Raw genomic sequence first — 26,438 nt, 5'->3', positions numbered from 1 at the left:
TCGGACGATGTTGACCGCTGCCGGTGACCACATAGTCAGGCCGCCTCATTCAACGAACACCTCAGGTGTGGTCCGCGTGCGGCTGCGCCACAACGCCCCGGAGAGGGAACCGATGATAAAAATAAGAAGCGGCAACACTGAACAATCACTCGAGAGAGCCATTCACCTCGCCTTCGTGGGCCTGCTGGGCGGGCTGGCCACGCAGAGCCAGGCCATGAGTTTCACGCCCACCCCCGACCTGACCATCGACTGGGATACGACCCTCAGCTACAGCCTGGCCTGGCGTGTCGAGGATCGCGACCACAAGCTGGTGGCCGATGCCAACGGCAACGATGGCAACAACGCCTTCGACAAGGGCAGCCTGATCAACAACCGCATCGGCTTCGTCAGCGAGGCCAACCTGAAGTGGCGTGAGGACTACGGCGTCTTCGTGCGCGGCGCCGGCTACTACGACAACGTCTACGACCAGGGCAACGACAACGGCACCGGCACCTCCAACTGCTTCGCCGGCGGCCACTGCTCGCGGCCCGACCGCTTCCCCCAGGACACCATCGACCAGCATCGCGAAGACCTGCGCCTGCTCGACGCCTACGCCTACGGCAACTGGACCGTCGCCGACCGCAGCCTCAACCTGCGGGTCGGCGACCAGGTGGTGAGCTGGGGCGAGAGCATGTTCTACCCGGGCATTTCCGCCGCGCAGAGCCCGGTGGACGCGACCAAGGCGACCACTCCGGGTGTGGAGGTCAAGGAGATCCTGCTGCCGGTGGGCCAGGTGTTCGCCCAGTACAACCTGACCGAAAGCCTCAACCTGCAGACCTACGTGCAATACGAGTGGGACAAGACCGAGCTGTTCGGCGTCGGCAGCTACTTCTCCACCACCGACCTGATCGACGAAGGCGGCTTCAACGACTTCAGCGGCACCGTGCGCCGCCTGGCCGATGACAAGCCCAGCGACAGCGGCCAGTACGGCGTGGCGCTGACCTACGCGTCGGACCTGCTCAACGGCACCGAGTTCGGCCTGTACTACTCGCGCTACCACGACAAGGCCCCGACCCTGGACTTCCAGAGCGACCTCGGCTTCTACCGCGTCCGCTACTTCGACAACATCGACCAGTACGGCGCGAGCTTCGCCACCGTGCTCGGCGAAACCAGCATCGCCGGCGAGGTCAGCTACCGCGATGGCCAGCCGGTGATGGTGGACAACGGCTTCTCCAGCTCGGTGCGCGCCGAGACCCTGCAATCCCAGTTGTCCGTGGTGCACGTGGTGGGCCCCACCGGCTTCACCGACAACCTGACCCTGGTGGGCGAGGTGGTCTACCTCCACGTCCTCGACAACGACGCCTCCGAGCCGGTCACCCTGTTCCCCGGCTTCACCCTGCCCGGCACCGACAGCCTGGTCTACGACCGCGACGCCTGGGGTTTCACCGCCCAGGCGACCCTCGACTACAACAACGTGTTCGACGGCTGGGACATGTCCGTACCCCTCACCCTGAGCGTCGCCGCCCATGGCGACAGCGCCATCAACGGCCTGATCGCCAACGGCGCCCACGACAACCGCATGAGCGTCGGCACCACCTGGCGCTACCTCAACAACTTCACCGTCGAGACCCTCTACAACGCCTATCTCGGCAACGCCAACAACAGCCCCTTGGCCGACCGCGACAACGTCGCCCTCAACTTCAAGTACCGCTTCTGAGCACGCTGGAGGAATTTCGCATGAACACGATCAAGCCCAACCTGATGCGTTCGGCATTGGCCATCGCCCTGCTCGGCAGCTGCCTGGTGGCCCAGGCCAAGATCAGCGACGCAGAACTCGCCCGCCTCGGCCAGGACCTCACCCCGCTGGGCGCCGAAAAGGCCGGCAACGCCGACGGCAGCATCCCCGCCTGGAGCGGCAAGTGGAGCGGCACCCCGCCCCATGTGAAGTTCGCCGGCGCCGGCACGCCCTACCCGGACCCCTATGCCGATGAAAAGCCGCTGTTCACCATTACCGCGGAAAACATGGAGCAGTACGCCGACAACCTCAGCGACGGCCAGAAGGCACTGCTCAAGCGCTACGGGAAAACCTTCCGGATCCCGGTGTATCCGAGCCACCGCGATTTCCGCGTCGATGAGGTGACCGAGGAGTTCATCCGCAAGAACGCCACCACCGCCGAACTGGCCGGTGGCGGCAACGAAGCCCACAACGCCTGGGGCGCCTCGCCCTTCCCGATCCCGCAGAACGGTGCCGAGTTGCTGTTCAACCACACCATGCAGGGCCGCGCACGCACCGAGGAGGCCAACTACATACAGGCGGTGATCTACCCGGACGGCAACCGCACCATCGACAAGGTCAACTACAAGATCTTCTCGGTCTGGTCGGACCCGGCGCGGACCCTCGGCGACTCCGCCGGCATCCTTTCCAACTTCATGATCACCAACCTGGAACCGGTGCGTAAGAAAGGCGAGATCGTCGCCGGCCAGGAGTTCATCAACGCCTTCAGCCAGCCACGCCAGGCCTGGCAGTACGCGCCCGGCCAACGCCGCGTGCGCCGCGCGCCCACCGTGGGCTACGACTCCCCCACCGGCGCCGGCGGCTTCCGCACCTACGACGAGGACCGCCTGTTCAACGGGTCCCCTGACCGCTACGACTGGAAGATCGTCGGCAAGCGCGAGCTGTACATCCCGTACAACAACTACCTGATCGACGAACCCAAGGTCACCACCGAACAGATCCTCGCCACCACCGGCCACGTGAACCCGGACCTGATGCGCTACGAGAAGCACCGCGTGTGGGTCCTGGAGGCGACGCTGAAACCCGGCTCGCGGCATATCTACGCCAAGCGCGTGATGTACATAGACGAGGACAGCTGGGCGGCGGTGATGGCGGACAACTACGACGCCCGTGGCCAGCTGTGGCGCACCAACATGCAGACCTCGATCTACGCCTACGACATCAAGCGCTTCCATGCGCGCCTGGGCATCTACCAGGACCTGATCGCCGGCTCCTACCTGGTGGACCGCCTGCTCGACGGGCAGAAACCCGCGCTGCTCAACGCCAGCCAGTGGGCGCAGGAGGAGTTCTCCCCCGGCTACCTGCGCAAGCTCGGCACCCGCTGAGTACAGCCGCCGTGCCAGCGCCCGTCGCTGGCACGCGCCTTCTTCGCGAACCGCGACGCCTCGACACCACCTGATCCATGCCCTGATCCGGAGCCCCGCATGCCCTCCCTTCGCCGCACCGCACTCGCCCTCTCGCTCTGCCTGCTGGGCGTCACGGCCCAGGCCGCCGACACGGAGCAGGACCTGATCCGCGAGGCCTTCCACTACAGCTATCCGCTCTACAAGCTTTCCGACTACCGCTGGACCGCCCTCAACGACCCGGGCGCGCGTACCGCCACCGAGGTCAACCGCTTCGCCCATTCCCGCGCCATCACCACCTCCGCCGATCGCTGGGCCAACTCGCCGATCGTCGACGCGCTCTACTCCACCGCCTGGATCGACCTGGCCAACGGGCCCGTCACCCTGCATACGCCGGACACCGGCAAGCGCTACTACGTGCTGACGCTGATCGATTTCTACAGCAACACCTTCTTCTACGCCGGCACCCGCGCCACCGGCACCGCCGCGCAAGCGCTCTGGCTGGTCGGGCCCGACTGGAGGGGCGATGCGCCAGCCGGCACCCGGCTGGTGCGCGCGCCCACCAACGACCTGTACCTGAACCTGCGGGTGCTGGTGGACGGCCAGGCCGACCTGGCGGCGGCCCACGGCGTGCAGGACGGCTTCCGCATCGTCCTGGCACAGGCGGCCGCACCGGCCCCGACTCGCCCGCAACCCCTGCGCGATGACGCCGAGCGCTACCTGCAGGTGGTCAACCAGATGCTCGCCCTCGACCCGCCGCCAGCGGACCAGGCGCCGCTGCTCGAACGCTTCGCCCGCGTGGGTATCTGCGGCAGCGCTTGCAGCTGGGAGGCGCTGCCGGAAGCCCAGAAGCAGGCCTGGCGCGGCGCCCTGCCGAAGCTGCAGGCCGGCTTCATGCAGGCCTACCTGAAGATGGGCGCGGCCAATGGCTGGATCGACTACAGCCCGCCCGGCAACCTGCTGGGCACCGACCGGCAACGGGACTTCACCCAGCGCGCCTACGCCCTGGCCATCGGCATGGGCATGCTCGGTCTGCGCCGCGAAGAGGCCAACTACTGGATCACCCTGCGCGACGAGCACGGCCAACCGCTGCGCGGTGACGGCCGCTACCGCCTGCATCTGCCGGCGGGCGGTGTTCCGTCCGAGGCCTTCTGGTCGGTCAGTCTCTATACCGCCGCGCAAGACGGACAGTTTCTCTACCCCAACCCGTTGAACCGCCACCACCTGGGCAGCCGCACCGGCCTTGTGCCCAACGCGGATGGCAGCCTCGACCTGTTCATCCAGCCGGAGCAACCGGCGGAGCGGCCGGGCAACTGGCTACCGACGCCCGCCGATGGCCAGCCCTTCCAGCTCTTCGTGCGCGCCTACATCCCCGCACGGGACGTACTCGCCGGCACGTTCAGGATGCCGCCCGTGCGGCGGGTGGATTGATGCGCCAACCAGACACGGGGGAATGGCGCGCACGCCTGGGCGCCCTTCACCTTCACGAGCATGCCGGAAGGCCGCAGCCCTCTGGCAGTTGTTGCAACGGGCGTCTCGAGCGCCCGTCACCCATCGACCCCGAGGTCGGCTTTTACCTAACAGCCTCACTTCCACAAGGACAACAACAATGACAATGCTGCTCCGTGCCGGTATCGGCCTGGCCGCCCTTGGCCTGTCCCTGCAGGCCAGTGCCCTGAACATCCTCCTGACCAACGACGACGGCTGCCGCGCCCCCGGCATCGACGCCGTCTACCAGGCCCTGCTCGCCGCCGGCCACCAGGTGACCCTGGTGGGCCCGCAGAACGACAGCAGCGGCATCGGTGCCGCCAGCGTGGTGGTGCCCGGCCAGGCGGTCGCCATCACCCAGCTGGCCCAGGACAAGTACTGCGTCGGCCCGCCCCCCGGCTACACCCCGCCGGCAGGCAAGACCTCGGCCATCGGTACTCCGGTGGACGCGGTGAACGTCGGCCTCGACCTGCTGCTCAAGGACAATCGCCCGGACCTGGTGGTTTCCGGCACCAACTTCGGCGACAACGTCGGCCCGCTGACGCAGATGTCCGGCACGGTGAACGCAGCCGTGCGCGCCATGTTCAAGGGCGTGCCGGCGGTGGCCATCTCCACCGCCATCGACCTGCAACTGATCGCCCAGAACCCGGCGGCCGGCGCTCAGAAGACCCTCAATGCCATGGACGACACCGCACGCTTCGCCGTCCGCGTGATCGACCGCGCCGCAGCCGTAGGCGCTCAGGCGCGCAAGCTGTGCGCCAAGAGCCGCGGCAAGGCCAAGCCCCATTGCGAGATCAACGTGATCGGCCTGCCGGGGGTTACCGGGCTGAACATCAACTACCCGGCGCTGGAGTCGGGCGAGGTGAAAGGCGTGGCCTTCGCCCCCATCAGCGACTGGGGCAACGTGGTCTTCGCCCCGCAGCAAGGCGCCGATGGCGTGGTGCGCATGAACCTGGTCGCACCGCCTGCACCCACCGCCCTGCAGAAACAGGGCGACGCCTACCAGCTCTCCCTGGGCAAGGCGGTGATCACCCCCATCGACGGCAACTACACCGCCTCGCCCCTGGTGCAGGCCCAAGCGAAGCTGATGCTGAACGGCCTCAAGCCGTGACGTTCGGCTGAAAGAAGAAGCCCCCGGATCGGGGGCTTTTTTGCGGGGTTTCGGGAAAACGGTGGGCTGGTATTCAGCTTTGCTCAGTTCGTTGCCGAGTGGCTCTCGGCTTTCTGTTTCGCCTTCCCAGGCGACTCCCTTTGGCAGTCGCCCCAAAGGAAGCAACGTAGGATGGGTTGAGCAGAGCGATACCCATCAGCCCTGTCCGCATGGGTATCGCTCTGCTCAACCCATCCTACAAGTTACGAGCTACGAACTGATGCCCATACCGGACTGAAACGAAGCAGCGAAGATGACGCCGCGCAGAGCGCCCCTTCAGGAGGCCGAGTGGAATCCTTGTGGAGGGGGACGAGCGGCATGGATGCCGCGAGAGCCGCGCAGGGCCATGGATGGCCCTGCGCGGCGGGCCCCCGGAGCAAGGATGGAACAAGGGGAGTTTGGCGAAGCCAAACCCGGATGCAGGGGCAAGCCCTCTTGGTTACTTCTGGGTGGTTCGGCACCCCGACGACTGCCAGAAGTGACTCGCCCGGGAGGGCGAAACAAAAAACCGCAGCCCGCTCGGCAATGAGCCGAACACACCCTCCCCTATCAGGCGGATAACCGGGCCCGCTACTTCTCCTCCGCAAGCTGTCGTCGATATTCGGTGGTAGTCATCCCGGCATACCCCCAATTATCGGTGTCGACTTCCTCGATCACGATGTGGGTCAGCTCCGGGCGCTTGTTGAGAACGCGCTCGAGGGTCTCGGTGATTTCGGCGATCACCTGGGCTTTCTGCTCCCGGGTGACACCATCGCGGGTAATGCGCACGCTGACGAAGGGCATGTCGACTCTCCTCTGTACTCCCCTCGACATGAAGGGAGCTAAGTGGAGGTCAATCTAGGGCCTTGCGCCGCGCGGAAAAATACGCCGGCGCACACATCATTCATGACGCCATGTAATGAGTTACCGACGCGACTCGGCAAGGCCTGCCGTTAGACAACCGCCGCCTGCGGGCCGAGTACACAGCGAATGCCACCTGGCAGCCCCATGCTCGCCACGCACTGGTTGCAGTGGTTGCAGGCGCTGCGCCAGTCGCGGCCTTGCACCTGCAGGCGCTGCGGCAACAGCGGGTCGTTGAGCAGGGCGCGGCCAAGGGCGAGGAAGTCGAAGCCTTCGTCCACAGCCCTGGCCATGCCCTCGGCGCTGGACACACCCCCTAGGTAGACCAGCGGCATCGTCACCGAACGGCGCATCTGCCGGGCCAGTTCGAGGAAGTAGAGCTCCTCGAAGGGCAGGTTCGGGAAGCTGGCGCCACCGAACCACTTCATGGCGGTGCGCTGCAGCGGGTTCTTCTCCAGGAGCACCATCTGCGGCAAGGGGCTGTCGCCACGGAACAGGAACATGGGCGTGCGGCTCACCAGGCCGCCGCTCATGACGATGGCGTCCAGCCCGGCCTGCTCCAGCAGTCGCGCGGCCTGGCAGGCTTCGTCGATTTCCAGGCCGCCCTTGAAGCCATCGCTGAGGTTGAGCTTGGCCAGCAGCGGGAAGTCGCGCCCCACCGTCCCACGCACCGCCGCCAGCACCTGCAATGGCAGCGCCATGCGATTCTCCAGGGAGCCGCCATAGGCATCGCGGCGCTTGTTCAGGGCCGGCGAAATGAACTGGCTGAGCAGGTAGCCGTGGCCCATGTGGATTTCGATGGCATCGAAGCCGGCGTCGCGCACCAGGCTCGCCGCCGCCGCGTACTCGGCGACGGTGCGGCGGATGTCGGCCGCGTCCATGGCGCCGCCGAAGGGGATGCCGGAGAACAGGCCGTACTGGTTGATGCAGACGCTGGGACCGCGCGGGCGCGGGATGCTGCGCGGGCGGTTGCGGCTGAAGTAGCCGCAATGGGCCAACTGCGCGGAGATGGCGCCGCCCTCCCCGTGCACGGCGGCGGTCAGGCGCCGCAATTGCGGGAAGATGCCGGCGTGCATCCACATCTGGTCAGGGAAGGTCAGGCCATCGGGGGAGACGCCGCAGTAGGCCACCGTGGTCAGGCCGACGCCGCCCCGGGCCATGGAGGCGTGATGCCGGATCAGGTCGTCGCCGGGAATCCCGCCCGGGCACATGCCTTCGAAGGTGGCGGTCTTGATCAGGCGATTGCGCAGTACCAGGCCAGCCAGGCGGGCCGGTTGCAGCAGGCTGTCCAGTTGCGGGCTCATGCGGGTTCCGCTGCGTCGAAGGGAATGAATTCGGCGACTTCCAACTCGAAGCCGGACACCGCCTTGTAGCTCACGGGAAAACTCAGCAGGCGCATCCGGCGCACGCCGACATCACGCAGGATCTGCGCGCCGATTCCCAGGGTGCGCTGGGGGAAGCTCGGCGGACGCGGCTTCTGCGCGCCCTGCTGGAGTTGTTCGATCAGCGCCGCCGGGGTCTCCTGCTGGGCCAGCAGCACGACCACGCCGGCGCCCTCCTCCGCCACCCGTGCCAGGGAGCGATCAAGATTCCATTGACCCGGATGGCTGTCCAGCAGGTCCCGCAGGGTTTCCGCCGCCTGAACCCGCACGAGGGCGGGCTGGTCGCGACGGATTTCGCCGCGCAGCAGGGCCAGGTGCAGTTGCCCCTGGTAGTCGTCCAGGTAGGTGATGACGCGGAACTCGCCGTGCCGGGTACGCAGGGGGTATTCGCCGGAACGACGGATGGTGCCTTCGTGCAGGATGCGGTAGTGGATCAGGTCGGCCACGCTGCCCAGTGCCAGGCCATGGCGCTGGGCGAAGTCCCGCAGGGCCTGGCCACGGGCCGGCTCGCCATCTTCGTCGAGAATGCCCACCAGCACGGCGGCGGGCATCAACCCGGCCAGGCGCGCGAGGTCGCAGGCCGCTTCCACATGGCCGGCCCGCTGCATCACGCCACCGGGCTGGGCGCGCAGGGGAAAGATGTGGCCGGGTTGCACCAGGTCCGCCGGGCCGCTGGCCGGGTCCACCGCGACGGCGATGGTGCGCGCGCGGTCGGCGGCGGAGATGCCGGTGGACACCCCGCTGCGAGCCTCGATGGAGAGGGTGAAGCCCATGCCGTGGCGGGCCCGCGAGTGGGGCACCATGAGTTCCAGGCCCAGGGCCTGGCATCGCGCCTCGGTCAGCGCCAGGCAGATCAACCCGCGTGCTTCGCGGGCCATGAAATTGATGGCGGCGGCATCGGCGTGGCCGGCGGCGATCAGCAACGAGCCCTCGCCATCGGCCTCGTCGTCGGTGATCACCAGCATGGCGCCACAAGCCATGGCCTCGATCAGTCGTTGCGGGGTGTCCATGAGCGCTCCTTTCAGTTCAATGCCCGACGCAGGTCGGCGGCGGCGGACTCCAGCACGGCCTGGGCCTTGCCGACGAAGGCAGCCATGCTGACGAAGCCATGGATCATGCCGTCGGCGCGCTCCAGGCGGACCGGCACCCCGGCCTCCTGCAGGCGCCGGGCGAAGGCCTCGCCCTCGTCGCGCAGGGGGTCGTACTCGGCGCTGACCAGGGTGGTGGGCGGCGAGCCGGCCAGGTCCTCTGCGCGCAAGGGCGACGCCAGGGCGTCGCCGGCCAGCGCGGGCTGCGGCAGGTACTGGCGCCAGAACCAGCGCATCTGTTCGCGGCTGAGCAGGTAGCCCTCGGCGAAGGCCTCGTGTGAGGCGCTGTCGCAGCCGGCGTCGGTGCAAGGGTAGAACAGGCACTGGTAAGCGATATGCGGGCCCTTGTTCAGTCGGGCCAGGCGCCCCACCGCGATGGCCAGGTTGCCCCCGGCGCTGTCGCCGGCCACGGCCAGGCGGCTGGCGTCGAAGCCGAGTTCCCCGGCGCGCGCCACCAGGTCGCAGGTGGCCTGGTAGCAGTCCAGGGGCGCGGCCGGGAAGGGCTGCTCCGGTGCCAGCCGGTAAGCCACCGAGACGACCACCGCCTGGCTCAGGCGGGCGAGGCTGCGGCACAGGTTGTCGTGGGTATCGAGGGTGCCGATGACGAAGCCGCCACCGTGGAAGAACACCAGCAGGGGCAGGTCGTCACGATCCTCCGGACGATAGAGGCGCGCGTCGAGCTCGCCCTCGGCGCCGGCCAGGCGCAGGTTGCGCACCTCGAACAGGCGCTCGCCGGGCAGCGGCGGCATGAGGTTGTCGCAGAAATGGCGGTACTGCTGGGGATCGAGCTGGTCGTAATCCGGCTCCGGCGCCTGGCTGAACTGCTGGAGCACGGCGGCGATCTGCGGGTCGAGGGACATCCTGGGCTCCTTAGGCGTCGGCCATCTCGAAGACCGGGTTGGTCTCCTCGAGAATGCTGTTCAGGCGCCGTTCCAGCGCCGGTTTGAAGTTCTTGTGGGGCAGCAGCCAGAAGCGCCCGGCCTCGATGCCGGCGAAGACTTCGCAGGCCAGCGCGCGCGGGTCCATGCCCTGGCGGATGCTGCTGTCGAGCAGGGCATCGAGTTGTCCGGTGGCCTCGCCGGCGGCCTGGTTGGAGGCCTGGTTGGAGGCCTGGTTGGAGGCCATGATTTCGCTGGCCACGGGGCCCGGGCAAAGCACCGCCGCGCTAACCTGTGACTGCAAGGCGGCCAGTTCGTAATGCAGGGTTTCTGACAGGGCCACCACCGCCTGCTTGCTGACGGTGTAGGGACCGAGCATGGGGCTGCAGACCAGTCCGGCGAGGGACGCGGTGTTGATCACCTGGGCCGGGCGCTGCTGGCCGAGCAGCAGCGGCATGAAGCTGCGGATGCCGTTGATCACGCCGCCCAGGTTGATGGCCAGCAGGCTTTGCCAGCGTGCCGCATCGATCTCCCAGCTGAAACCGGTCTGCATCACCCCGGCGTTGTTGAACAGCAGGTCGACGCCGCCAAAGCGCTGTACGGCCAGGTCGCGCAGGGCGTCCAGTTGCGCCGGGTCGCCGACGTCGGCGGCCAGGCCGGCGACTTCCACCCCCTGCCCTTGCAAGTTATCCACAAGGGCCGCCAGGCGCTGCCCGTCCACATCGCTCAGTACCAGGCGCAGGCCACGCGCGCCGGCCTCTTGCGCCAGGCCGTGGCCTATGCCGCCGGCCGCACCGGTAATCACCGCCACCAGGCCTCGTTCGATTCGCATGCAGATTGTCCATCCGGCTTGTTCTTGTTGTCGCCAGTAAAAGCCTGGCGCCGGGCGCGGCCATCGTCCGATCAGACGATGCCGGGAAATGCAGGCACCGCAGAATCCTCCGAGTGCAAGAGCCGCAGCGCTGCGCATGGCGGCGGCCATCGATAACCTGATGGGAGAACAAGAAAATGAGCACCCTGCACCGCATCGAAGCCCGGCAGCTGGAACCCCGCTTCGCCCGTGGCTGGCACTGCCTGGGACTGGCCGAGCAGTACCGCGATGGCAAGGCCCACCGCCTGGACGTATTCGGCACCCGCCTGGTGGCCTTCGCCGGCGAGGACGGGCAGATCCGTATCCTCGACGGCTTCTGCCCGCACATGGGCGCCGACCTCAGCCAGGGTTGCGTCGAGGGCGACGCCATCCGCTGCCCCTTCCATGAATGGCGCTGGCGCGCCGACGGGGTCTGCGACGACATCCCCTACGCCAAACGCATTCCGCCCCGGGCGAAGATCAAGTCCTGGCCGGTGTCGGAACAGAACCAGCTGCTGTTCGTCTGGAACGACCCGGAAGGCAACGCGCCGATCGAGGAGCAGGCCATCCCGCGCATCGACGCCTGCTTCAGCGACGACTGGGCGGACTGGGAAGTGGCGGAACTGAAGATCGACACCAACTGCCGCGAGCTGATCGACAACATCTCGGACATGGCGCACTTCGACGCCGTGCACGGCACCGACCTCAACCACTTCAGCAACACCTTCGAGCGGCACATGGCGGTGCAGGTGATGCGCGGCAGCAGCGCGCGGCTGTCCGGCGACAGCGAGTTGACCACGGTGGCCACCTACTATGGCCCGGCCTATCAGATCACCGAGATGACCGGTGCCATGGACGGCGTGTCCATCCACTCGATCCTGCTCAACTGCCACGTGCCCATCGACCTCCACAGCTTCACCCTGCGCTACGGCGTGCTGGTGAAGAAGGTTCCCGGCCTGACCGACGAACAGAACCGCGAGATGGCGCGCGCCTACGTGGCCCAGGCCCAGGCCGCCTTCTATGAGGACGTGGCCATCTGGCACAGCAAGACCCGCGTGGACAACCCGCTGCTGTGCGACGGCGATGGCCCGGTCTACCAGCTGCGCAAGTGGTACGAGCAGTTCTACACCGACGTCGCCGAACTCCCGGCCGCGCTGGCCGAGGCCCGCTCCTACGTCGTCCTGGATATCGTCGAAACCGCCTGATCGGCTCAGGCCGCCGGTCGTCTTACGAACAAAGGGGACGATCGGCCTTGCTGAATCCGCCGCTTAGTCGGTAAGAAGCACCCTACAAAAATAACAATGTGGTTCAGACATGGCACACGAACTCACGCTCGACGAATTCAGCGGGATGCTCGGCAACCTCTATCAGGGGCCGCTAGAAGACATTCCCTGGGCAACCTTCCTCAACCAATTGAACCAGTACCTGCAAAGCAAGTACGTCACCTTCATCCTGCGCCCGCCGAGCGAGCACTCCGAAGGCCTGATGGTCAACACCACGGGCAGCTCCTCCGAGGTGACGGCCTCCTACAACAAGCACTTCTTCGCCCTCGACCCCTTCGTCGGCCTGCCCAACCGGCAGGTGGTCACCAATAGCGAATTCCTTTCGCGCGTGGACTGGGAGGAGTCGGAGTTTTTCAAGAGCTTCCTGGAGCCGGTGGGGGTGTTCCACATCCTCGGTGCGGACATCCGCACCAGCGACGGCGCCCAGTGCCGCATCCGCGTCAGCCGTGGCCGCGAGGACGCGGAGTTCACCGCAGACGACAAGGCGCTGGTGGCGCAGTTCATCCCGCACCTGGAACGCTCCATCCAGATCCACACCCAGCTGAACCGCATCGAGACCGAGCGCAACCTCTACGCCGGCGCGGTGGATCAGCTGGCGGTGGGCACCATCATCCTCGACGAGGACGGCAAGGTGCTGCAGACCAACCGCGTGGCCGAGCGCCTGCTGCAGGACAAGGACGGCCTGAAGCTGGTCAACGAAGGCCTGCAGGTGGGCAATCCACGGGATACCCAGGAATTCCGCCGCCTGGTGAAACAGGCCCTGCAATCGCAGAAGAACAACCTGCCCTCGGTGGTGGAGGCGCTGCGGGTACAACGGCCCTCGGGCAAGGCCGACCTCGGGATCATCGTGCGCTCGGTGCCGCTGTCGGCCTGGAACGAAGGCAAGCAGTGCCCCTCGGTGGTGATCTTCATCAGCGATCCTGAGCAGGAGTCCAGCGCGCCCCAGGAGATCGTCAAGGCGCTGTTCGATCTCACCCCGGCCGAAGCCCAGCTGGCGATGCTGCTGGCCAACGGCCTGACCCTGGACGAAGCCTCCGACGCCCTCGGCATCAGCCGCAACACCGCCCGCGCGCACCTGCGCTCGACCTTCTCCAAGACCGGGGTGACGCGGCAGACCATGCTGGTGCGGCTGATCCTGCGCAGCGTGGCGACCCTGGGTTGAGGACCCAAGGTTGAGATAGTCCGTTTGGACGAGGCGGGTTGTCGCCGCGGCTCCTAGTCTGCGCTAGCGGGCCGCGACTACGCCCCAGACAAGATCAGCGTCCACCCTCACCGAGGTTGCGCCATGACAATAAGCACCAGACTCTGCCTGTTCCTCCTTGCCTGCGCCTTCGTCGCCGCCTATCTGAGCCTGCTCGCACGGCCGCTGCCGGCGCCGCTGGCCGGCCTGAACCACTGCCAGCAGGCACCGCAGTCCTGCTACGCCCCGCCCATGCGGTTCTGACCCGCGACCTATTGCCGCGCCCGTGCGCAGGTGTTTCGGCGTCGGGCCAGAATCCGCGCGCCCTGCGCCTTCGCGCCGCTTCCAGACGCATCTGATATGGTTTTTTCCGTCTGACCTGAATCTGTTTTGCCCATCAGTGCCTTCCTATAGTCCGCCTCGCCGTAACAGCCTGATGGGCACTGATCATGAGCGAACGAATTCCGGTGCAGGTCATAGAGGTCACCCCCAGCCTGCCCCCCATTGCGAACAAACCCCTTTCCGCCTCCGTCGGACCTGTCCACACCCGCCGCTTCAGCGGCTTCTACCGTGACCTGCGCCGCGTCGGCGCGGGCCTGCTGTGCCTGTTGTTCTTCGGCACCCTGTGGCTCGACTGGGACGGTCGCCAGGCGGTGCTCTGGAGCCTGGACGACAGCAAGTTCTACATCTTCGGCGCCACCTTCTGGCCCCAGGACTTCATCCTGCTGTCGGGGCTCCTGATCATCTGCGCCTTCGGCCTGTTTTTCATCACGGTGTTCGCCGGCCGCGTCTGGTGCGGCTACACCTGCCCGCAGAGCGTCTGGACCTGGATCTTCATGTGGTGCGAGCAGGTCACCGAAGGCGACCGCAACCAGCGCATCAAGCTGGCCGCCGCGCCCTGGAGCGCCGCCAAGCTGTTACGCCGCACAGCCAAGCACGGGCTCTGGCTGGCCATCAGCCTGGCCACCGCCATCACCTTCGTCGGCTACTTCACCCCGGTGCGCGAGCTGGTGGCCGACCTGGCTACCTGGGAAGTGGGCGGCACCGCGCTGTTCTGGGTGATCTTCTTCGCCGCCGCCACCTACATAAATGCAGGGTGGATGCGCGAGCAGGTGTGCATCCACATGTGCCCCTATGCGCGCTTCCAGAGCGTGATGTTCGACAAGGACACCCTGATCGTTTCCTACGATGCCGCCCGCGGCGAATCCCGTGGCCCGCGCAAGAAGGACAGCGACCCGAAGGCCCAGGGCCTGGGCGACTGCATCGACTGCCAGATGTGCGTGCAGGTGTGCCCCACCGGCATCGACATCCGCGATGGCCTGCAGATCGCCTGCATCGGCTGCGCCGCCTGCATCGACGCCTGCGACTCGATCATGGAGCGCATGGGCTACGCCCCTGGCCTCGTGGGCTACTCCTCGGAGCGCGCCCTGGAGGGTGGCCGGACCCGGCTGCTGCGGCCACGCCTGATCGGTTACGCCAGCGCCCTGCTGCTGATGATCGTCGCCCTGGTCTGGATGGGCGCCACCCGTTCGCAGCTGTCGGTGGACGTGATCAAGGACCGTGGCATGTTCCGCGAAAACGCCGCCGGCGAGATCGAGAACATCTACAACCTCAAGCTGATCAACAAGACCCAGCGCGACCAGCGCTTCGTCATCGAACTGGCCGACGCGCCCGGCTTCCGCCTGCAGGGTGAGCATGAGGTGGGCATCAAGGCCGGCGAGATCATCTCGTTGCCGGTCTCGGTTGCGCGGACCGACGACAGCGGCCCGGCCGGGTCCCGTCCGCTGCGTTTCGTGGTGCGCAGCCTCGACGATCCGGACAGCCAGGCCAGCGCCGGCAGCACTTTCGTCAGCCCGAGGCGCTGACCCGTGGCCAGGGACCATGGCGGCAAGGGCATCGAGCGCTTAGAGTTGGGCACCGGCTTGCCGCTGCCCAACCAGGAAAAGATGAAGCGCTACGAGAAATTCGCCGACGACATCGCCGAGCTGATCCGCTCCGGGGTACTGGCCCCGGGGCAGAAGGTGCCCTCGGTGCGCCACGCCAGCCGAACCTATGGCGTCAGCGCCTCCACCGTGTTCCAGGCTTACTACCTGCTGGAGAGCCGCGGGTTGATCATGGCCCGCGCGCGCTCCGGCTACTTCGTCTGCGAACACGCGCGCCGGCCGCTGCCCGAACCCCAGGCGGGCCCCCGCGAGGCGGCCACCACCGAGGTGGACGTCAGCGAACTGGTGTTCTCCGTGCTCAGCTCCATCAAGGACCCGGACACCGTGCCCTTCGGCTCGGCCTTCCCCAGCCCGGAGCTCTTCCCCCTGCAACGTCTGGCGCGCTCCATGGCCCATGCGGTACGGGAGATGGACCCGCGCTCGACGGTGTCCGACATGACACCGGGCAACCATGCCCTGCGCCGGCAGATCGCCCTGCGCTACATGGTTGGCGGCCTGCCGCTGCCCATCGAGGAGCTGGTGATCTGCAACGGCGCCCTGGAAGCCCTGAACCTCTGCCTGCAGGTGGTGACCAGCCCCGGTGACCTGGTGGCCATCGAGGCACCGGCCTTCTACGCCAGCCTGCAGGTGCTGGAGCGGCTCAAGCTCAAGGCGGTGGAAATCCCCGTGCATCCCCGCGACGGCATCGACCTGCAGGTGCTGGAAGACAGCCTGGCGCGCCTGCCGATCAAGGCCTGCTGGTTCATGAGCAACTTCCAGAACCCGCTGGGGGCGAGCCTCAGCGAAGACAAGAAACGCCAGTTGGCGGCACTCCTGGCCAAACACCAGGTGCCGATGATCGAAGACGACGTCTACGCCGAACTGTACTTCGGCCAGCACGCGCCCAAACCGGTGAAGGCCTTCGACAGCGAAGGCCTGGTGATGCATTGCAGTTCCTTCTCCAAGAGCCTGGCACCCGGCTACCGGGTGGGCTGGGTAGCCGGAGGGCGTTTTGCCGGGCAGATCGAACGGCTCAAGTTGATGACCAGCATCTCCGCCTCGGTGCCAGCCCAGGCGGCGATCGCCGACTACCTGCAACACGGCGGCTACGACCGCCACCTGCGCAAGTTGCGCTACGCCCTGGAAACCCAGCGCAACGCCATGCTGGCCGCCGTGGCACGACACCTCCCCGAGGAAACCCGCGTCAGCCGCCCGGAAGGGGGTTACTTCCTGTGGCTGGAGTTCCCCGAGCAGGTGGACTCCCTGCGCCTGTTCCAACTGGCCCTGGCCCAGGGCATCAGCATCGCGCCGGGCCCCATTTTTTCCGCGACACGGCGTTTCGGCCATTGCGCACGCCTCAACTATGGCCATCCCTGGGACAACTCCAGCGAACAGGCAATGGAAACTCTCGGGCGGATTATCAGATCACTTCTGGGTAAGTCCTGATTCTCGTAGAGTAGATTTCCTTCACACACGCGAGAATTTTCCGCAATGGAGCTTTCTCGATGTCTTGTTATACTTTGCAACGTTCTTTCCGGGCTTTTAGCGAAATTGATTTCGAACCCCGGAACAGTCGTAGGGTCTTTTCGTTGATGCGTAGAAAAGGCCCGTAGTTGCGAACACTCACTTTGTCCTACAAGAAGGCCGCACAGATGGCCTCGCACAGGTTATCGACGCAGTGGAGGCCAAAGCCTCTAGATCGCCTGTTCCAGCCCTAGACCATTGATCAATTAAACGGATAGACCACGTGACGAAAGACGAACTGCGCGCCGAACTCGAGCGCCAGGCGCAACGTTACAAGGAAGTTTACGGCGGCGAGGTCACCACCTATGCCGCGCAAAGGGATCCGGAGCGCAAGCCTTGGCGCAAGAAACCCAGCCTGCTCGACAAGAGCTTCGAAAGAGAGCTGGAGAAGATCGAGAAAGAGCGAAACGAGGGAGTCTGAGGGATTGTCGCAACGCCCGTCCGGGCTGTTGCTCGTATTGATTTGCGACAACTTCTGAAGGGAATGCCAGGAACCGCTCGACGCCCGGGTCTGGGCGACGACCGGTTTTCTGGCATAATCGCGGCCCCTTCATGAGCCAGTCACATAACCTTCATGTTCGATCTCTTCAGTGGGCTTGATGCCTGGCTGGTGCTGAGCCTCTGTCTCGCCCTGGCATTCGTCCTGACCTTCGAATTCATCAACGGTTTCCATGACACCGCGAACGCGGTGGCCACTGTCATCTACACCAAGGCCATGTCGCCCTACCGGGCGGTGATCCTTTCGGGGATCTTCAACTTCCTTGGCGTGCTGCTCGGCGGTGTCGGCGTGGCCTATGCCATCGTTCACCTGCTGCCTGTGGAACTGCTGATCAACGTCAACACCGGCCACGGTCTGGCCATGGTGTTCAGCCTGCTCACCGCCGCCATCGCGTGGAACCTGGGCACCTGGTACTTCGGTATCCCGGCTTCCAGCTCCCACACCCTGATCGGTTCGATCCTCGGTGTCGGCCTGGCCAATGCCCTGATCACCGGCCTGCCACTAGGCGAGGGCGTGAACTGGGGCAAGGCGATCGACATCGGCCTGTCGCTGATCTTCTCCCCGGCCGCCGGCTTCCTGGTGGCGGCGCTGCTGCTGCTCGGCCTGAAGTGGATGTATCCGCTGTCGAAGATGCACAAGACCCCGGAAACCCGTAAGGAGCTGGACGAGAAGAAGCATCCGCCCTTCTGGAACCGCCTGGTGCTGGTGATCTCGGCCATGGCCGTGAGCTTCGTGCACGGCTCCAACGACGGCCAGAAAGGCATCGGTCTGATCATGCTGGTGCTGATCGGCATCGTCCCGGCCAAGTTCGTCCTGGACCTCAATAGCACCACCTACCAGATCGAGCGCACCCGCGACGCCGCGACCCACCTGAGCCAGTTCTACCAGCGCCACACCGACACCCTCGGCGAGATGCTGGCCCTCGGCAAGAGCAACGGCAGCGAGATGCCCAAGCTCTATCGCTGCGATCCGAAGCAGACCGAGCCGACCATCGCCGCCCTGCTGAAGACCCTCGAAGGCGTCTCCGACTACAAGAACCTGGACGAAGAAAGCCGCGTCGAGGCCCGTCGCTACCTGCTCTGCCTGGACGACACCGCGAAGAAGGTGGGCAAGCTTTCCGAGCTGCCGGCCCGCGAGAAGGCCGACCTCGAGAAGCTGCGCAAGGACCTGACCGCCACCACTGAATACGCGCCCTTCTGGGTGATCCTGGCCGTGGCCCTGGCTCTGGGCATCGGCACCATGGTGGGCTGGAAGCGCGTGGTGCGCACCGTCGGCGAGAAGATCGGCAAGCACGGCATGACCTATGCCCAGGGCATGAGTGCGCAGATCACCGCCGCCTGCGCCATCGGCATGGCCAACATCTACAGCCTGCCGGTCTCCACGACCCACGTCCTGTCCTCCGGCGTCGCCGGCACCATGGTCGCCAACAAGAGCGGCCTGCAGGGCGGCACCGTGCGCAACATCCTGATGGCCTGGGTCCTCACCCTGCCCATCACCATCCTGTTGTCGGCCGCCCTCTTCTGGCTGGCCATCACCTTCATCGTCTGATCCGGACGAGGATGGAAAAAAGGGCGCCTTCGGGCGCCCTTTTTCGTGCTTCAGGAAAGCGGCTTGAAGACCCGTAGGTTGGGCCAAGCGCAGCGCGGCCCAACGTTGGGGACGAGCTCGTAGGATGTGGTTGAGCGTAGCGATACCCATCGGCTCCAACCAACAGCATGGGTATCGCAAGCTCAACCCATCCTACGTTGCCGGCCATCACCTCCATTGCCCGATCCCGACCAGGCAAGGCCCTCAACGCCGCTTGCTGCCTCCCAGCAAGGAGCCCATCAGCCCGCGCACCAACTGGCGACCCAGCTGGTTGGCGGCCTGGCGCACCGCCGTCTTCATCGCCTGGCTGGCGAAGGAGCCCAGCAGCTCGCCGGCCAGATCGCCCACACCGGGCTGTTCGGCCGGCGCCTTGCCGCCGGCCTTGGCGGGAGCGTCCGCTTCGGCGGGGGCCTCGGCCTTGCGGGCCGTGAGCATTTCATAGGCGGACTCGCGGTCGATGGCCTTGTCGTAGTGCCCGGCCTGGGGCGAACCACGCACCAGGGCCGTACGCTCGGCCTCGGTCAGCGGACCGATACGCGACTGCGGCGGCGCGATCGCCACGCGCTGGACCATGGCCGGGGTGCCCTTCTCTTCCAGGGTGCCCACCAGGGCTTCGCCAATGCCCAGCTCGGTGAGCACCGCCAGGGTGTCGATCGCCGGGTTCGGACGGAATCCGTCAGCCACCGCGCGCAGGGATTTCTGCTCCTTGGCGGTGAACGCGCGCAGGCCGTGCTGGATGCGCAGGCCCAGCTGGGCCAGAACGTCGTCCGGCAGGTCGCTGGGGGACTGGGTGACGAAGTAGACACCGACGCCCTTGGAGCGGATCAGCCGCACCACCTGCTCCAGGCGTTCCTGCAGGGCTTTCGGGGTGCCGCTGAACAGCAGGTGGGCCTCGTCGAAGAACAGCGCCAGCACCGGTTTGTCGGCATCGCCGCGCTCGGGCAACTGCTCGAACAACTCGGCCAGCAACCAGAGCAGGAAGGTGGCGTAAACCTTGGGCGCTTCGTGGACCAGGCGGCTGGCGTCCAGCAGATGGATGCGTCCGCGACCGTCGCGATCGGGCTGGAGTATGTCTTCCAGTTGCAGGGCCGGTTCGCCGAACAGCGCTTCGGCGCCCTGCTGCTCCAGGGTCGCCAGGCGACGTAGCAGTGCCTGGGCGGAAGCACCGGCGAACAAGGCGCGATCCTCCCCCAGCAATTCGGGGTGGTCCTTCAAGTGGTTGAGCAGTGCCTTGAGGTCCTTCAGATCGAGCAACAGCAGGCCTTCGCGGTCGGCCACCTGGAAGGCGGCGTAGAGCGCGGCCTGCTGGCTGTCGGTCAGTTCCAGGAGATTGCCCAGCAACAGGGGGCCCATTTCGCTGAGGGTCGTGCGCAGCGGATGGCCGGACTGCCCGGCCACGTCCCAGAGGGTCACCGGATACGCCTGCGGCCGATGCCCCAGCCAGGGCATCGAGGCGATGCGTTCGGCCACCTTGCCCTGGGGGTTGCCGATGGCGCCCAGGCCACAGAGATCGCCCTTGATATCGGCAGCGAAGACCGCCACACCTGCATCGCTGAACACCTCGGCCAGGCGCTGCAAAGTCACCGTCTTGCCGGTGCCGGTGGCGCCGGCGATCAGGCCATGGCGGTTGGCCAGCTTCATGGCCTGGGAAACGGCATTGCCCTCTGGATCGGCACCAAGAATCAGGGAAAGTTGTTCGGGCATTTTGCCTTCCTCGGATTAAAGCTTTTTGTAGGCCCAGCCGATAAATAAACCGACGTTTCTACTCAGTTTTTAAGCACCTGCGTGCCATAAAGACTGGTGCCTGACCTAACCGGACGCAAGCAAACATGATCAAAAACCTGCGGTTCAGCCACAAGATTCTGCTCGCCGCCTCGCTGGTGGTAATAGCAGCCTTTTCGCTGTTCACCCTGTACAACGATTACTTGCAAAGGAATGCGATCCGCGACGACCTGGAAAACTATCTGCAGGAAATGGGCGAAGTCACCGCCAGCAATATCCAGAACTGGCTTTCGGGCCGGATTCTGCTGGTGGAAAGCGTGGCCGAATCCCTGGCCAGCAACCCCTCGTCCGACGCCGTACCGGCGCTGCTGCAACAGCGGGCGCTGGCATCCACTTTCGCCTTCACCTACTTCGGCACCCAGGACGGGCAGTTCACCATGCGCCCGAACAGTGCCATGCCCGACGGCTACGACCCGCGCACCCGCCCCTGGTACCAGGGCGCCAAGAGCGCAGGCGGCACGACCCTCACCGAACCCTACGTGGACGCGGCGACCGGCCAGCTGATCATGACCATCGCCACGCCGGTGCAGGCCCTCGGCGTAGCCGGCGGAGACCTGAGCCTGCAGACCCTGGTGCAGATCATCAACGCCCTGGACTTCGACGGCATGGGCTATGCCTTCCTGGTCAGCGCCGACGGCAAGGTCCTGGTGCACCCGAACAAGGACATGGTGATGAAGAACCTGCGGGACATCTATCCGCAGAACACCCCGCGCATCGGCACCGGCTTCAGCGAAGCCGAGCTGGACGGCACCCCCCGCATCCTCACCTTCGCCCCGGTCAAGGGCCTGCCCTCGGTGAACTGGTACATCGGCCTGTCCGTGGACAAGCAGAAGGCCTACTCCATGCTCAGCGAGTTCCGCACCTCGGCCATCATCGCCACCGTCATCGCCGTGGTCATCATCATCCTGCTGCTGGGCATGCTGATCCGCGTACTGATGCAGCCGCTGCACATCATGGGCCGCGCCATGCAGGACATCGCCCTGGGTGAGGGCGACCTGACCCGCCGCCTGGTGATCCACGCCCAGGACGAGTTCGGCGAACTGGCCGGCGCCTTCAACCGCTTCGTCGAGCGTATCCACGGCTCGATCCGCGAGGTGTCCTCGGCCACCTCCCAGGTCAACCAGGTGGCCAAGCTGGTGCTCAACGCCTCCAACTCGTCCATGAGCAACTCCGACGAGCAGGCCAACCGCACCAACAGCGTCGCCGCGGCGATCAACGAGCTGGGCGCCGCCGCCCAGGAGATCGCCCGCAACGCCGCCGACGCCTCGCACCAGGCCTCCTCCGCGCGCACCCTGGCCGAAGACGGCCGCCAGGTGGTGGAGCGCACCATCTCGGCGATGAACGAGCTGTCCGGGAAGATCCGTGCCTCCTGCGGCAACATCGAGACCCTGAACAGCAAGACGGTGAACATCGGCCAGATCCTCGAAGTGATCAAAGGCATCTCCGAGCAGACCAACCTGCTGGCGCTCAACGCCGCCATCGAAGCGGCGCGCGCCGGGGAAGCCGGCCGTGGTTTTGCCGTGGTGGCGGATGAGGTGCGCAACCTGGCCCACCGCACCCAGGAGTCGGCCCAGGAAATCCAGCAGATGATCGAGGAACTGCAGGTGGGCGCCCGCGAGGCGGTCAGCACCATGACCGAGAGCCAGCGCTACAGCGAACAGAGCGTGGAAATCGCCAACCAGGCCGGCGAGCGCCTGGGCAGCGTGACCAACCGCATTGGCGAGATCGACGGCATGAACCAGTCGGTGGCCACCGCCACCGAGGAGCAGACCGCCGTGGTCGACTCGCTGAACATGGACATCACCGAGATCAACACCCTCAACCAGGAAGGCGTGGAAAACCTCCAGGCGACCCTGCGCGCCTGCGCCGACCTCGACCAGCAGGCCGCACGCCTGCAGCAACTGGTGGGCAGCTTCCGGATCTGACGATGCGGCCCCCCCGAAGGCTGTAGGTTGTGGCTGAGCTACGCGAAGCCCAACATCCCCCATCGTTGGGCCGCGCTGCGCTTGGCCCAACCTACGGGGGACGTAGGTTCTGTGGGGGCGAACTCATTCGCGATCTGGACCGACGGATACACCGGAATGACAAAGGCGCCCTAGGGCGCCTTTTTCTTTTCTTCTTCTTCCTGCACCTTGCGCCACAACTCCTCGGCGCCGGGAAACTCGGTACCGTCGTCCTCGCTCAACTCATCCGGGTCATAGCGCCTGACGCAGCCTTCGCCCAGGGTGGGCGGCGGACGGGAAGTGGCGCGGTCGCGTGGGTCGGACATGGGGTACCTCAGACTTCAGGGGGCTGGCCGGTGTCATGCTGGGCAAATGCCTTGACCGCCCGCAGCACGTCGCGTCGAGTGATCTGGCCCACCAGCACACCGTCTTCGATCACCGCGTAGCTGGTGCGGTTCTCACGCAGGAAGGACTCGCAGACTTCGATGATGTCGAGCTCGGGGGAAATGCACTGCACCTGCGCCGTCATGCAGTCGCCGACGCTGCCGCAGGCCTGCTCGTAGTAAGCCACCGCCAGGGTGCCCCGCAAGCAGTCGTTCTCCGACAGGATGCCGATCAGGTGCCCCTGGGCGTCCACCACCGGAGCATCGCACAAGCGGTGCTCCAGCAGGCGTTCGATGGCCAGGAACAGATCGGTGTCGGACCTGAAGGTCAACAGGTGGCGCGACATGTAATCGCGCACCTTGATCGACTTGAGCATGGGCGGGCTCCTTTGCCGGCAGACCGGATCGGGTGCCCGCCGCAGGGATCAGTCGAATACGACGGTCTTGTTGTCGTGCACCAGCACCCGGTCTTCAAGGTGATAGCGTAGTCCACGGGACAGCACCATCTTCTCCACGTCCTTGCCCAGGCGAACCATGTTCTCGATGCTGTCGCGATGGGTCACGCGCACCACGTCCTGCTCGATGATGGGGCCGGCATCCAGCTCCTCGGTGACATAGTGGCAAGTCGCGCCGATCAGCTTGACCCCGCGCAGCGACGCCTGGTGGTACGGCTTGGCGCCGACGAAGGACGGCAGGAAGCTGTGGTGGATGTTGATCACCTGGTGGGCGTAGCGCTGGCACAGCTCCGGCGGGAGGATCTGCATGTAGCGGGCGAGCACCACGGTATCGGCGTCGTGCTCCTCCACCAGGCGCGACACCTCGTCGAAGGCCGGCTGCTTGTCCTTCGGGTCCACCGGAACGTGGAAATAGGGAATGCCGTGCCACTCCACCATGCTGCGCAGGTCGTCGTGGTTGGCGATCACGCAGGGAATCTCGCAATCCAGTTCGCCGCTGTGCCAGCGGTGCAGCAGGTCCGCCAGGCAGTGGGACTCGCGACTGGCCATCAGCACGACACGCTTCTTCACCTCGGAGTCGGTCACCCGCCAGTCCATGGAAAACTCACGGGCGATGGGGGCGAACGCCTGGCGGAAGCCGTCCAGGTCGAAAGGCAGGGAATCGGCACGAATTTCATGACGCATGAAGAACCAGCCACTCTGATTGTCCGAGTGGTGGCTGGCTTCGGTAATCCAGCCGTTGTAGGTAGCCAGGAAGTTGCTGACCTTGGCGACGATACCAACGCCGTCCGGACAGGCAATCACCAGACGAAATGTGCGCATGGGGGGAAACACTCCAGAGACTTCGCAAAGGCGGCCATTCTAGCCAGTGCGCGAGAAAACTTCAGTAACCGCGTGGCCCTTGGGGGATTGGCGGTGGCTGCCGAACAACGCCGGACGCACAACTAAAGGGCAAGCCGGGCCGCCAATATAGCGAGTATCCCCAGCATAACTACGCAATAGAGCCATCATGGGACTAGTATCAAAGAAGAAGACGCCAACAATGCGTACAAAAGTTTTCCCACATATTTACTTGCAGATAATCGCTGTCTATTATTGATGACACTTCGCAATCGCAAGTCAACGCACGATTCCAACAAGGGACGCCGACATGTCGCTGATCAATGAATACCGGGCTACGGAAGAAGCCATCAAGGAGCTCCAAGAGCGCCTGAAGAATCTGTCCCAGGACGACAAGCTGAAGCAAGAACTCGAGTTCGAAGGCAAATTGCGCACTCTGATGGGTGAATATCAGAAATCCCTGCGCGACATCATCGCCCTGCTCGATCCTGAGTCCCGCGCCTCCAAGGCACCGCGCGCCGCCAAGGCCGCCAACACCGGCAGCAAGCGCGCCCGCAAGGTCAAGCAGTACAAGAACCCGAACACCGGCGAAGTCATCGAAACCAAAGGTGGCAACCACAAGACCCTGAAAGAGTGGAAAGCCAAGTGGGGCGCCGACGTCGTTGAAGGTTGGGCCACCATTCTGGGCTAAGCCAACGGCAATAAAGAACGCCAGCATCAGCTGGCGTTTTTTATTGGCCTCGGAAAATCCCCGGATAGTTTCCGGGGATTTCCTCACAACTGAAAGCGACCGCCCAGTTCCAGGGCATATCGACGCCACTCCCGCAACACCGCCTGTTGCCCGACGTCGGCCTTCGGCTGTAACTCGTCGAGCGCCTTGAGGAAACTCTCCAGGGTATTAGGCGCCCCGAATTCCGGGCTCTTCAGCCGATTTCTGCAGAACTCCAGCCAACGAGTACGCTCGGCCTCGGACAAAGTTTCAGGGAAGTTTCTCGCGCGGTAACGGAACAGCAATTCCGGCAGGCGCGGGTCATCGAAGGACCAACTCTCCCTGGACAAGCGCTGCGGATCGGCGCTGCGTACTTGTTCGCAGAGACGACGATCGCGATCGCCGAGGAACCCGTCGTACAGCTGCTGTTCCGGATCATCCAGCGCACTGAATTCCTCCTGCGCATAAATGACCGGCAACTTTTCCTGCCAGGCCGCCGATTGCTCGCCGAGCAGCGTGGCGCGGCGCTGGCAGAGTTCCATGTCGACGCCCAGGCGCTGGCGGTCGGCCTCGCGCAACACGCCCAGCGGCGCGACCACCGGGCAGCGATTGATGTGCAGCAGCTTCAGCGGCACCGGCAGTTCGCCCTCGGCCAGGTCATCGCGACGGGTATAGAGGCGCGCGCGCAATGTCTCGGCATCCAGCTCCAGCAACGGCGCCGGGTCGGCCTGCAGGTCGATCACGATCAGTGCGTTGCGGTTGCGCGGGTGCCAGGCCAGCGGCAGCACCACCCCCAGGTAGTGGCGCTCGCCGGAGAAACGCCCGGAGATATGCACAAGCGGCTGCATCAGGCGCACCTGCTCCTGCACTTTGTGCTTGCTGCGCAACTGATAGAGATAGTCGTACAGCTTCGGCTGGCGCTCACGCAGCAACCGCGCCAGGGCAATGGTGGCGCGGACGTCGGAAAGCGCATCGTGGGCCTGGCCGTGGTCGATGCCGTTGGCGGCGGTGAGCAGTTCCAGGCGCAGGCTGACGCGGCCCTCCTGCTGGGGCCACTCGATACCCTCCGGGCGCAGCGCATAGGCGGTGCGGACCAGGTCGATCAGGTCCCAGCGACTGTTGCCGCCCTGCCATTCGCGCGCATAGGGGTCGTAGAAGTTGCGATAGAGGCTGTAGCGGGTGACCTCGTCGTCGAAGCGCAGGCTGTTGTATCCGGCGCCGCAGGTGCCCGGCAGCGAGATTTCGGCGTGGACCCGGTGCATGAACTCGGCTTCGCCGAGACCTTTTGCCTCCAGGGTGCCCGGCAGGATGCCGGTCACCAGGCAGGCGGCCGGATGGGGCAGGATGTCGTCGCTGGGCTTGCAATAGAGGTTGATCGGCTCGCCGATCTCGTTGAGCGACTCGTCGGTGCGAATGCCGGCCACCTGCAGCGGCCGATCGCAGCGCGGGTTGATGCCAGTGGTTTCGTAGTCGTGCCAGAAGATGCTGGAAGTCACGGCGTCCCCCTTGTTCGTGAGCTCGGCAGTCTATCACCCGGC

The 26,438-nt window shown here is 65.6% G+C and carries 23 protein-coding genes; 13 read left to right on the top strand and 10 right to left on the bottom strand.

Annotation, left to right across the window (positions count from 1 at the left end; genetic code table 11):
• Positions 1-112 precede the first annotated feature (112 nt).
• The 4 genes from PCA10_RS06115 to PCA10_RS06100 all read left to right on the top strand — a co-directional run bounded on the left by PCA10_RS06115 (position 113) and on the right by PCA10_RS06100 (position 5,716).
• A complete protein-coding gene (locus PCA10_RS06115; RefSeq protein ID WP_016491167.1) occupies positions 113-1,696 on the top strand; it encodes a DUF1302 domain-containing protein in 1,584 nt (527 codons plus the stop codon).
• A gap of 20 nt (positions 1,697-1,716) precedes the next feature.
• On the top strand, positions 1,717-3,099 hold the full coding sequence (locus PCA10_RS06110) for a DUF1329 domain-containing protein (protein WP_016491166.1): 1,383 nt from the start codon (positions 1,717-1,719) through the stop codon (positions 3,097-3,099).
• A gap of 99 nt (positions 3,100-3,198) precedes the next feature.
• Entirely contained in the window at positions 3,199-4,548 is a 1,350-nt protein-coding gene (locus PCA10_RS06105) for a DUF1254 domain-containing protein (RefSeq protein ID WP_016491165.1), read from the top strand.
• 178 nt (positions 4,549-4,726) lie between these two features.
• Positions 4,727-5,716 (top strand): 5'/3'-nucleotidase SurE, encoded by a 990-nt coding sequence (locus PCA10_RS06100; protein ID WP_041770150.1) that lies wholly within the window; start codon positions 4,727-4,729, stop codon positions 5,714-5,716.
• A 609-nt stretch (positions 5,717-6,325) separates the two neighbouring features.
• On the opposite strand, the gene PCA10_RS06095 is transcribed toward PCA10_RS06100, so the two are convergent.
• The 5 genes from PCA10_RS06095 to PCA10_RS06075 all read right to left on the bottom strand — a co-directional run bounded on the left by PCA10_RS06095 (position 6,326) and on the right by PCA10_RS06075 (position 10,775).
• Complete coding sequence (locus PCA10_RS06095; RefSeq protein WP_016491163.1) at positions 6,326-6,538, bottom strand: tautomerase family protein; 213 nt, start codon at positions 6,536-6,538, stop codon at positions 6,326-6,328.
• 149 nt (positions 6,539-6,687) lie between these two features.
• The gene (locus PCA10_RS06090) at positions 6,688-7,899 is read right to left on the bottom strand and encodes an NADH:flavin oxidoreductase (protein ID WP_016491162.1); all 1,212 of its coding nucleotides are present in this window, start codon (positions 7,897-7,899) and stop codon (positions 6,688-6,690) included.
• The gene (ribB, locus tag PCA10_RS06085; RefSeq protein ID WP_016491161.1) at positions 7,896-8,987 is read right to left on the bottom strand and encodes a 3,4-dihydroxy-2-butanone-4-phosphate synthase; all 1,092 of its coding nucleotides are present in this window, start codon (positions 8,985-8,987) and stop codon (positions 7,896-7,898) included. Before ribB ends, PCA10_RS06090 begins: the two co-directional genes overlap by 4 nt.
• An 11-nt stretch (positions 8,988-8,998) precedes the next feature.
• On the bottom strand, positions 8,999-9,925 hold the full coding sequence (locus PCA10_RS06080) for an alpha/beta hydrolase (protein WP_016491160.1): 927 nt from the start codon (positions 9,923-9,925) through the stop codon (positions 8,999-9,001).
• 10 nt (positions 9,926-9,935) lie between these two features.
• A complete protein-coding gene (locus PCA10_RS06075; RefSeq protein WP_016491159.1) occupies positions 9,936-10,775 on the bottom strand; it encodes an SDR family NAD(P)-dependent oxidoreductase in 840 nt (279 codons plus the stop codon).
• 176 nt (positions 10,776-10,951) lie between these two features.
• On the opposite strand from PCA10_RS06075, the gene PCA10_RS06070 reads away from it, so the two are divergent.
• The 7 genes from PCA10_RS06070 (at position 10,952) to PCA10_RS06045 (ending at position 18,749) form a co-directional block, all read left to right on the top strand.
• Entirely contained in the window at positions 10,952-11,998 is a 1,047-nt protein-coding gene (locus tag PCA10_RS06070; RefSeq protein WP_016491158.1) for a Rieske 2Fe-2S domain-containing protein, read from the top strand.
• A gap of 109 nt (positions 11,999-12,107) precedes the next feature.
• Positions 12,108-13,238, top strand: a complete 1,131-nt coding sequence (locus PCA10_RS06065; protein ID WP_016491157.1) for a helix-turn-helix transcriptional regulator — start codon at positions 12,108-12,110, stop codon at positions 13,236-13,238.
• 123 nt (positions 13,239-13,361) lie between these two features.
• Entirely contained in the window at positions 13,362-13,520 is a 159-nt protein-coding gene (locus PCA10_RS30565) for a hypothetical protein (RefSeq protein WP_016491156.1), read from the top strand.
• Between the two features lie 185 nt (positions 13,521-13,705).
• Entirely contained in the window at positions 13,706-15,121 is a 1,416-nt protein-coding gene (gene ccoG / locus PCA10_RS06060) for a cytochrome c oxidase accessory protein CcoG (protein WP_016491155.1), read from the top strand.
• 81 nt (positions 15,122-15,202) lie between these two features.
• Positions 15,203-16,624: a GntR family transcriptional regulator MpaR gene (gene mapR / locus PCA10_RS06055; protein ID WP_041770540.1), complete on the top strand. Its 1,422-nt coding sequence runs from the start codon at positions 15,203-15,205 to the stop codon at positions 16,622-16,624.
• A 301-nt stretch (positions 16,625-16,925) separates the two neighbouring features.
• Positions 16,926-17,123, top strand: coding sequence for a hypothetical protein (locus PCA10_RS06050; RefSeq protein ID WP_016491153.1), 198 nt, complete (start codon positions 16,926-16,928; stop codon positions 17,121-17,123).
• Between the two features lie 153 nt (positions 17,124-17,276).
• Positions 17,277-18,749 (top strand): inorganic phosphate transporter, encoded by a 1,473-nt coding sequence (locus tag PCA10_RS06045; RefSeq protein WP_016491152.1) that lies wholly within the window; start codon positions 17,277-17,279, stop codon positions 18,747-18,749.
• A gap of 243 nt (positions 18,750-18,992) precedes the next feature.
• Here the strand turns inward: PCA10_RS06045 and PCA10_RS06040 are convergent, their stop codons facing one another.
• Positions 18,993-20,492 (bottom strand): helicase HerA-like domain-containing protein, encoded by a 1,500-nt coding sequence (locus PCA10_RS06040; protein WP_016491151.1) that lies wholly within the window; start codon positions 20,490-20,492, stop codon positions 18,993-18,995.
• Positions 20,493-20,617: 125 nt separating this feature from the next.
• On the opposite strand from PCA10_RS06040, the gene PCA10_RS06035 reads away from it, so the two are divergent.
• On the top strand, positions 20,618-22,495 hold the full coding sequence (locus PCA10_RS06035; protein ID WP_016491150.1) for a methyl-accepting chemotaxis protein: 1,878 nt from the start codon (positions 20,618-20,620) through the stop codon (positions 22,493-22,495).
• A gap of 170 nt (positions 22,496-22,665) precedes the next feature.
• Here the strand turns inward: PCA10_RS06035 and PCA10_RS30710 are convergent, their stop codons facing one another.
• From PCA10_RS30710 to purU, 3 genes are read right to left on the bottom strand one after another with little or no spacing between them, the layout of a single operon-like run.
• Entirely contained in the window at positions 22,666-22,839 is a 174-nt protein-coding gene (locus PCA10_RS30710) for a hypothetical protein (protein WP_016491149.1), read from the bottom strand.
• A gap of 8 nt (positions 22,840-22,847) precedes the next feature.
• Positions 22,848-23,273 carry a CBS domain-containing protein gene (locus PCA10_RS06030; protein WP_016491148.1) on the bottom strand — a complete coding sequence of 142 codons (426 nt, stop codon included), beginning with the start codon at positions 23,271-23,273 and terminating at the stop codon, positions 22,848-22,850.
• 48 nt (positions 23,274-23,321) lie between these two features.
• Positions 23,322-24,173 (bottom strand): formyltetrahydrofolate deformylase, encoded by an 852-nt coding sequence (purU, locus tag PCA10_RS06025; protein ID WP_016491147.1) that lies wholly within the window; start codon positions 24,171-24,173, stop codon positions 23,322-23,324.
• A 328-nt stretch (positions 24,174-24,501) separates the two neighbouring features.
• Here purU and mvaT point away from each other — a divergent pair, with 328 nt between their 5' ends.
• Positions 24,502-24,882: a histone-like nucleoid-structuring protein MvaT gene (mvaT, locus tag PCA10_RS06020; RefSeq protein WP_016491146.1), complete on the top strand. Its 381-nt coding sequence runs from the start codon at positions 24,502-24,504 to the stop codon at positions 24,880-24,882.
• 83 nt (positions 24,883-24,965) lie between these two features.
• On the opposite strand, the gene sbcB is transcribed toward mvaT, so the two are convergent.
• Positions 24,966-26,396: an exodeoxyribonuclease I gene (gene sbcB, locus PCA10_RS06015; RefSeq protein ID WP_016491145.1), complete on the bottom strand. Its 1,431-nt coding sequence runs from the start codon at positions 26,394-26,396 to the stop codon at positions 24,966-24,968.
• Positions 26,397-26,438 lie beyond the last annotated feature (42 nt).

Origin of the sequence: Pseudomonas resinovorans NBRC 106553 (assembly GCF_000412695.1) — a bacterium.
GTDB lineage: Bacteria > Pseudomonadota > Gammaproteobacteria > Pseudomonadales > Pseudomonadaceae > Metapseudomonas > Metapseudomonas resinovorans_A.
This window is presented reverse-complemented; position numbering and strand designations above follow the sequence as displayed.

What these genes read in the sequence shown, in the direction of transcription:
- PCA10_RS06065 (WP_016491157.1), top strand. Translation starts at nt 12,108, where the DNA reads ATGGCACACGAACTCACGCTCGACGAATTCAGCGGGATGCTCGGCAAC.
- PCA10_RS30710 (WP_016491149.1), bottom strand. Translation starts at nt 22,839, where the DNA reads ATGTCCGACCCACGCGACCGCGCCACTTCCCGTCCGCCGCCCACCCTG.
- ribB (WP_016491161.1), bottom strand. Translation starts at nt 8,987, where the DNA reads ATGGACACCCCGCAACGACTGATCGAGGCCATGGCTTGTGGCGCCATG.
- PCA10_RS30565 (WP_016491156.1), top strand. Translation starts at nt 13,362, where the DNA reads ATGACAATAAGCACCAGACTCTGCCTGTTCCTCCTTGCCTGCGCCTTC.
- PCA10_RS06095 (WP_016491163.1), bottom strand. Translation starts at nt 6,538, where the DNA reads ATGCCCTTCGTCAGCGTGCGCATTACCCGCGATGGTGTCACCCGGGAG.
- purU (WP_016491147.1), bottom strand. Translation starts at nt 24,173, where the DNA reads ATGCGCACATTTCGTCTGGTGATTGCCTGTCCGGACGGCGTTGGTATC.
- PCA10_RS06090 (WP_016491162.1), bottom strand. Translation starts at nt 7,899, where the DNA reads ATGAGCCCGCAACTGGACAGCCTGCTGCAACCGGCCCGCCTGGCTGGC.
- PCA10_RS06100 (WP_041770150.1), top strand. Translation starts at nt 4,727, where the DNA reads ATGACAATGCTGCTCCGTGCCGGTATCGGCCTGGCCGCCCTTGGCCTG.
- PCA10_RS06105 (WP_016491165.1), top strand. Translation starts at nt 3,199, where the DNA reads ATGCCCTCCCTTCGCCGCACCGCACTCGCCCTCTCGCTCTGCCTGCTG.
- PCA10_RS06075 (WP_016491159.1), bottom strand. Translation starts at nt 10,775, where the DNA reads ATGCGAATCGAACGAGGCCTGGTGGCGGTGATTACCGGTGCGGCCGGC.
- PCA10_RS06110 (WP_016491166.1), top strand. Translation starts at nt 1,717, where the DNA reads ATGAACACGATCAAGCCCAACCTGATGCGTTCGGCATTGGCCATCGCC.
- PCA10_RS06035 (WP_016491150.1), top strand. Translation starts at nt 20,618, where the DNA reads ATGATCAAAAACCTGCGGTTCAGCCACAAGATTCTGCTCGCCGCCTCG.
- PCA10_RS06080 (WP_016491160.1), bottom strand. Translation starts at nt 9,925, where the DNA reads ATGTCCCTCGACCCGCAGATCGCCGCCGTGCTCCAGCAGTTCAGCCAG.
- mapR (WP_041770540.1), top strand. Translation starts at nt 15,203, where the DNA reads ATGAAGCGCTACGAGAAATTCGCCGACGACATCGCCGAGCTGATCCGC.
- PCA10_RS06115 (WP_016491167.1), top strand. Translation starts at nt 113, where the DNA reads ATGATAAAAATAAGAAGCGGCAACACTGAACAATCACTCGAGAGAGCC.
- PCA10_RS06070 (WP_016491158.1), top strand. Translation starts at nt 10,952, where the DNA reads ATGAGCACCCTGCACCGCATCGAAGCCCGGCAGCTGGAACCCCGCTTC.
- ccoG (WP_016491155.1), top strand. Translation starts at nt 13,706, where the DNA reads ATGAGCGAACGAATTCCGGTGCAGGTCATAGAGGTCACCCCCAGCCTG.
- PCA10_RS06030 (WP_016491148.1), bottom strand. Translation starts at nt 23,273, where the DNA reads ATGCTCAAGTCGATCAAGGTGCGCGATTACATGTCGCGCCACCTGTTG.
- PCA10_RS06040 (WP_016491151.1), bottom strand. Translation starts at nt 20,492, where the DNA reads ATGCCCGAACAACTTTCCCTGATTCTTGGTGCCGATCCAGAGGGCAAT.
- PCA10_RS06045 (WP_016491152.1), top strand. Translation starts at nt 17,277, where the DNA reads ATGTTCGATCTCTTCAGTGGGCTTGATGCCTGGCTGGTGCTGAGCCTC.
- mvaT (WP_016491146.1), top strand. Translation starts at nt 24,502, where the DNA reads ATGTCGCTGATCAATGAATACCGGGCTACGGAAGAAGCCATCAAGGAG.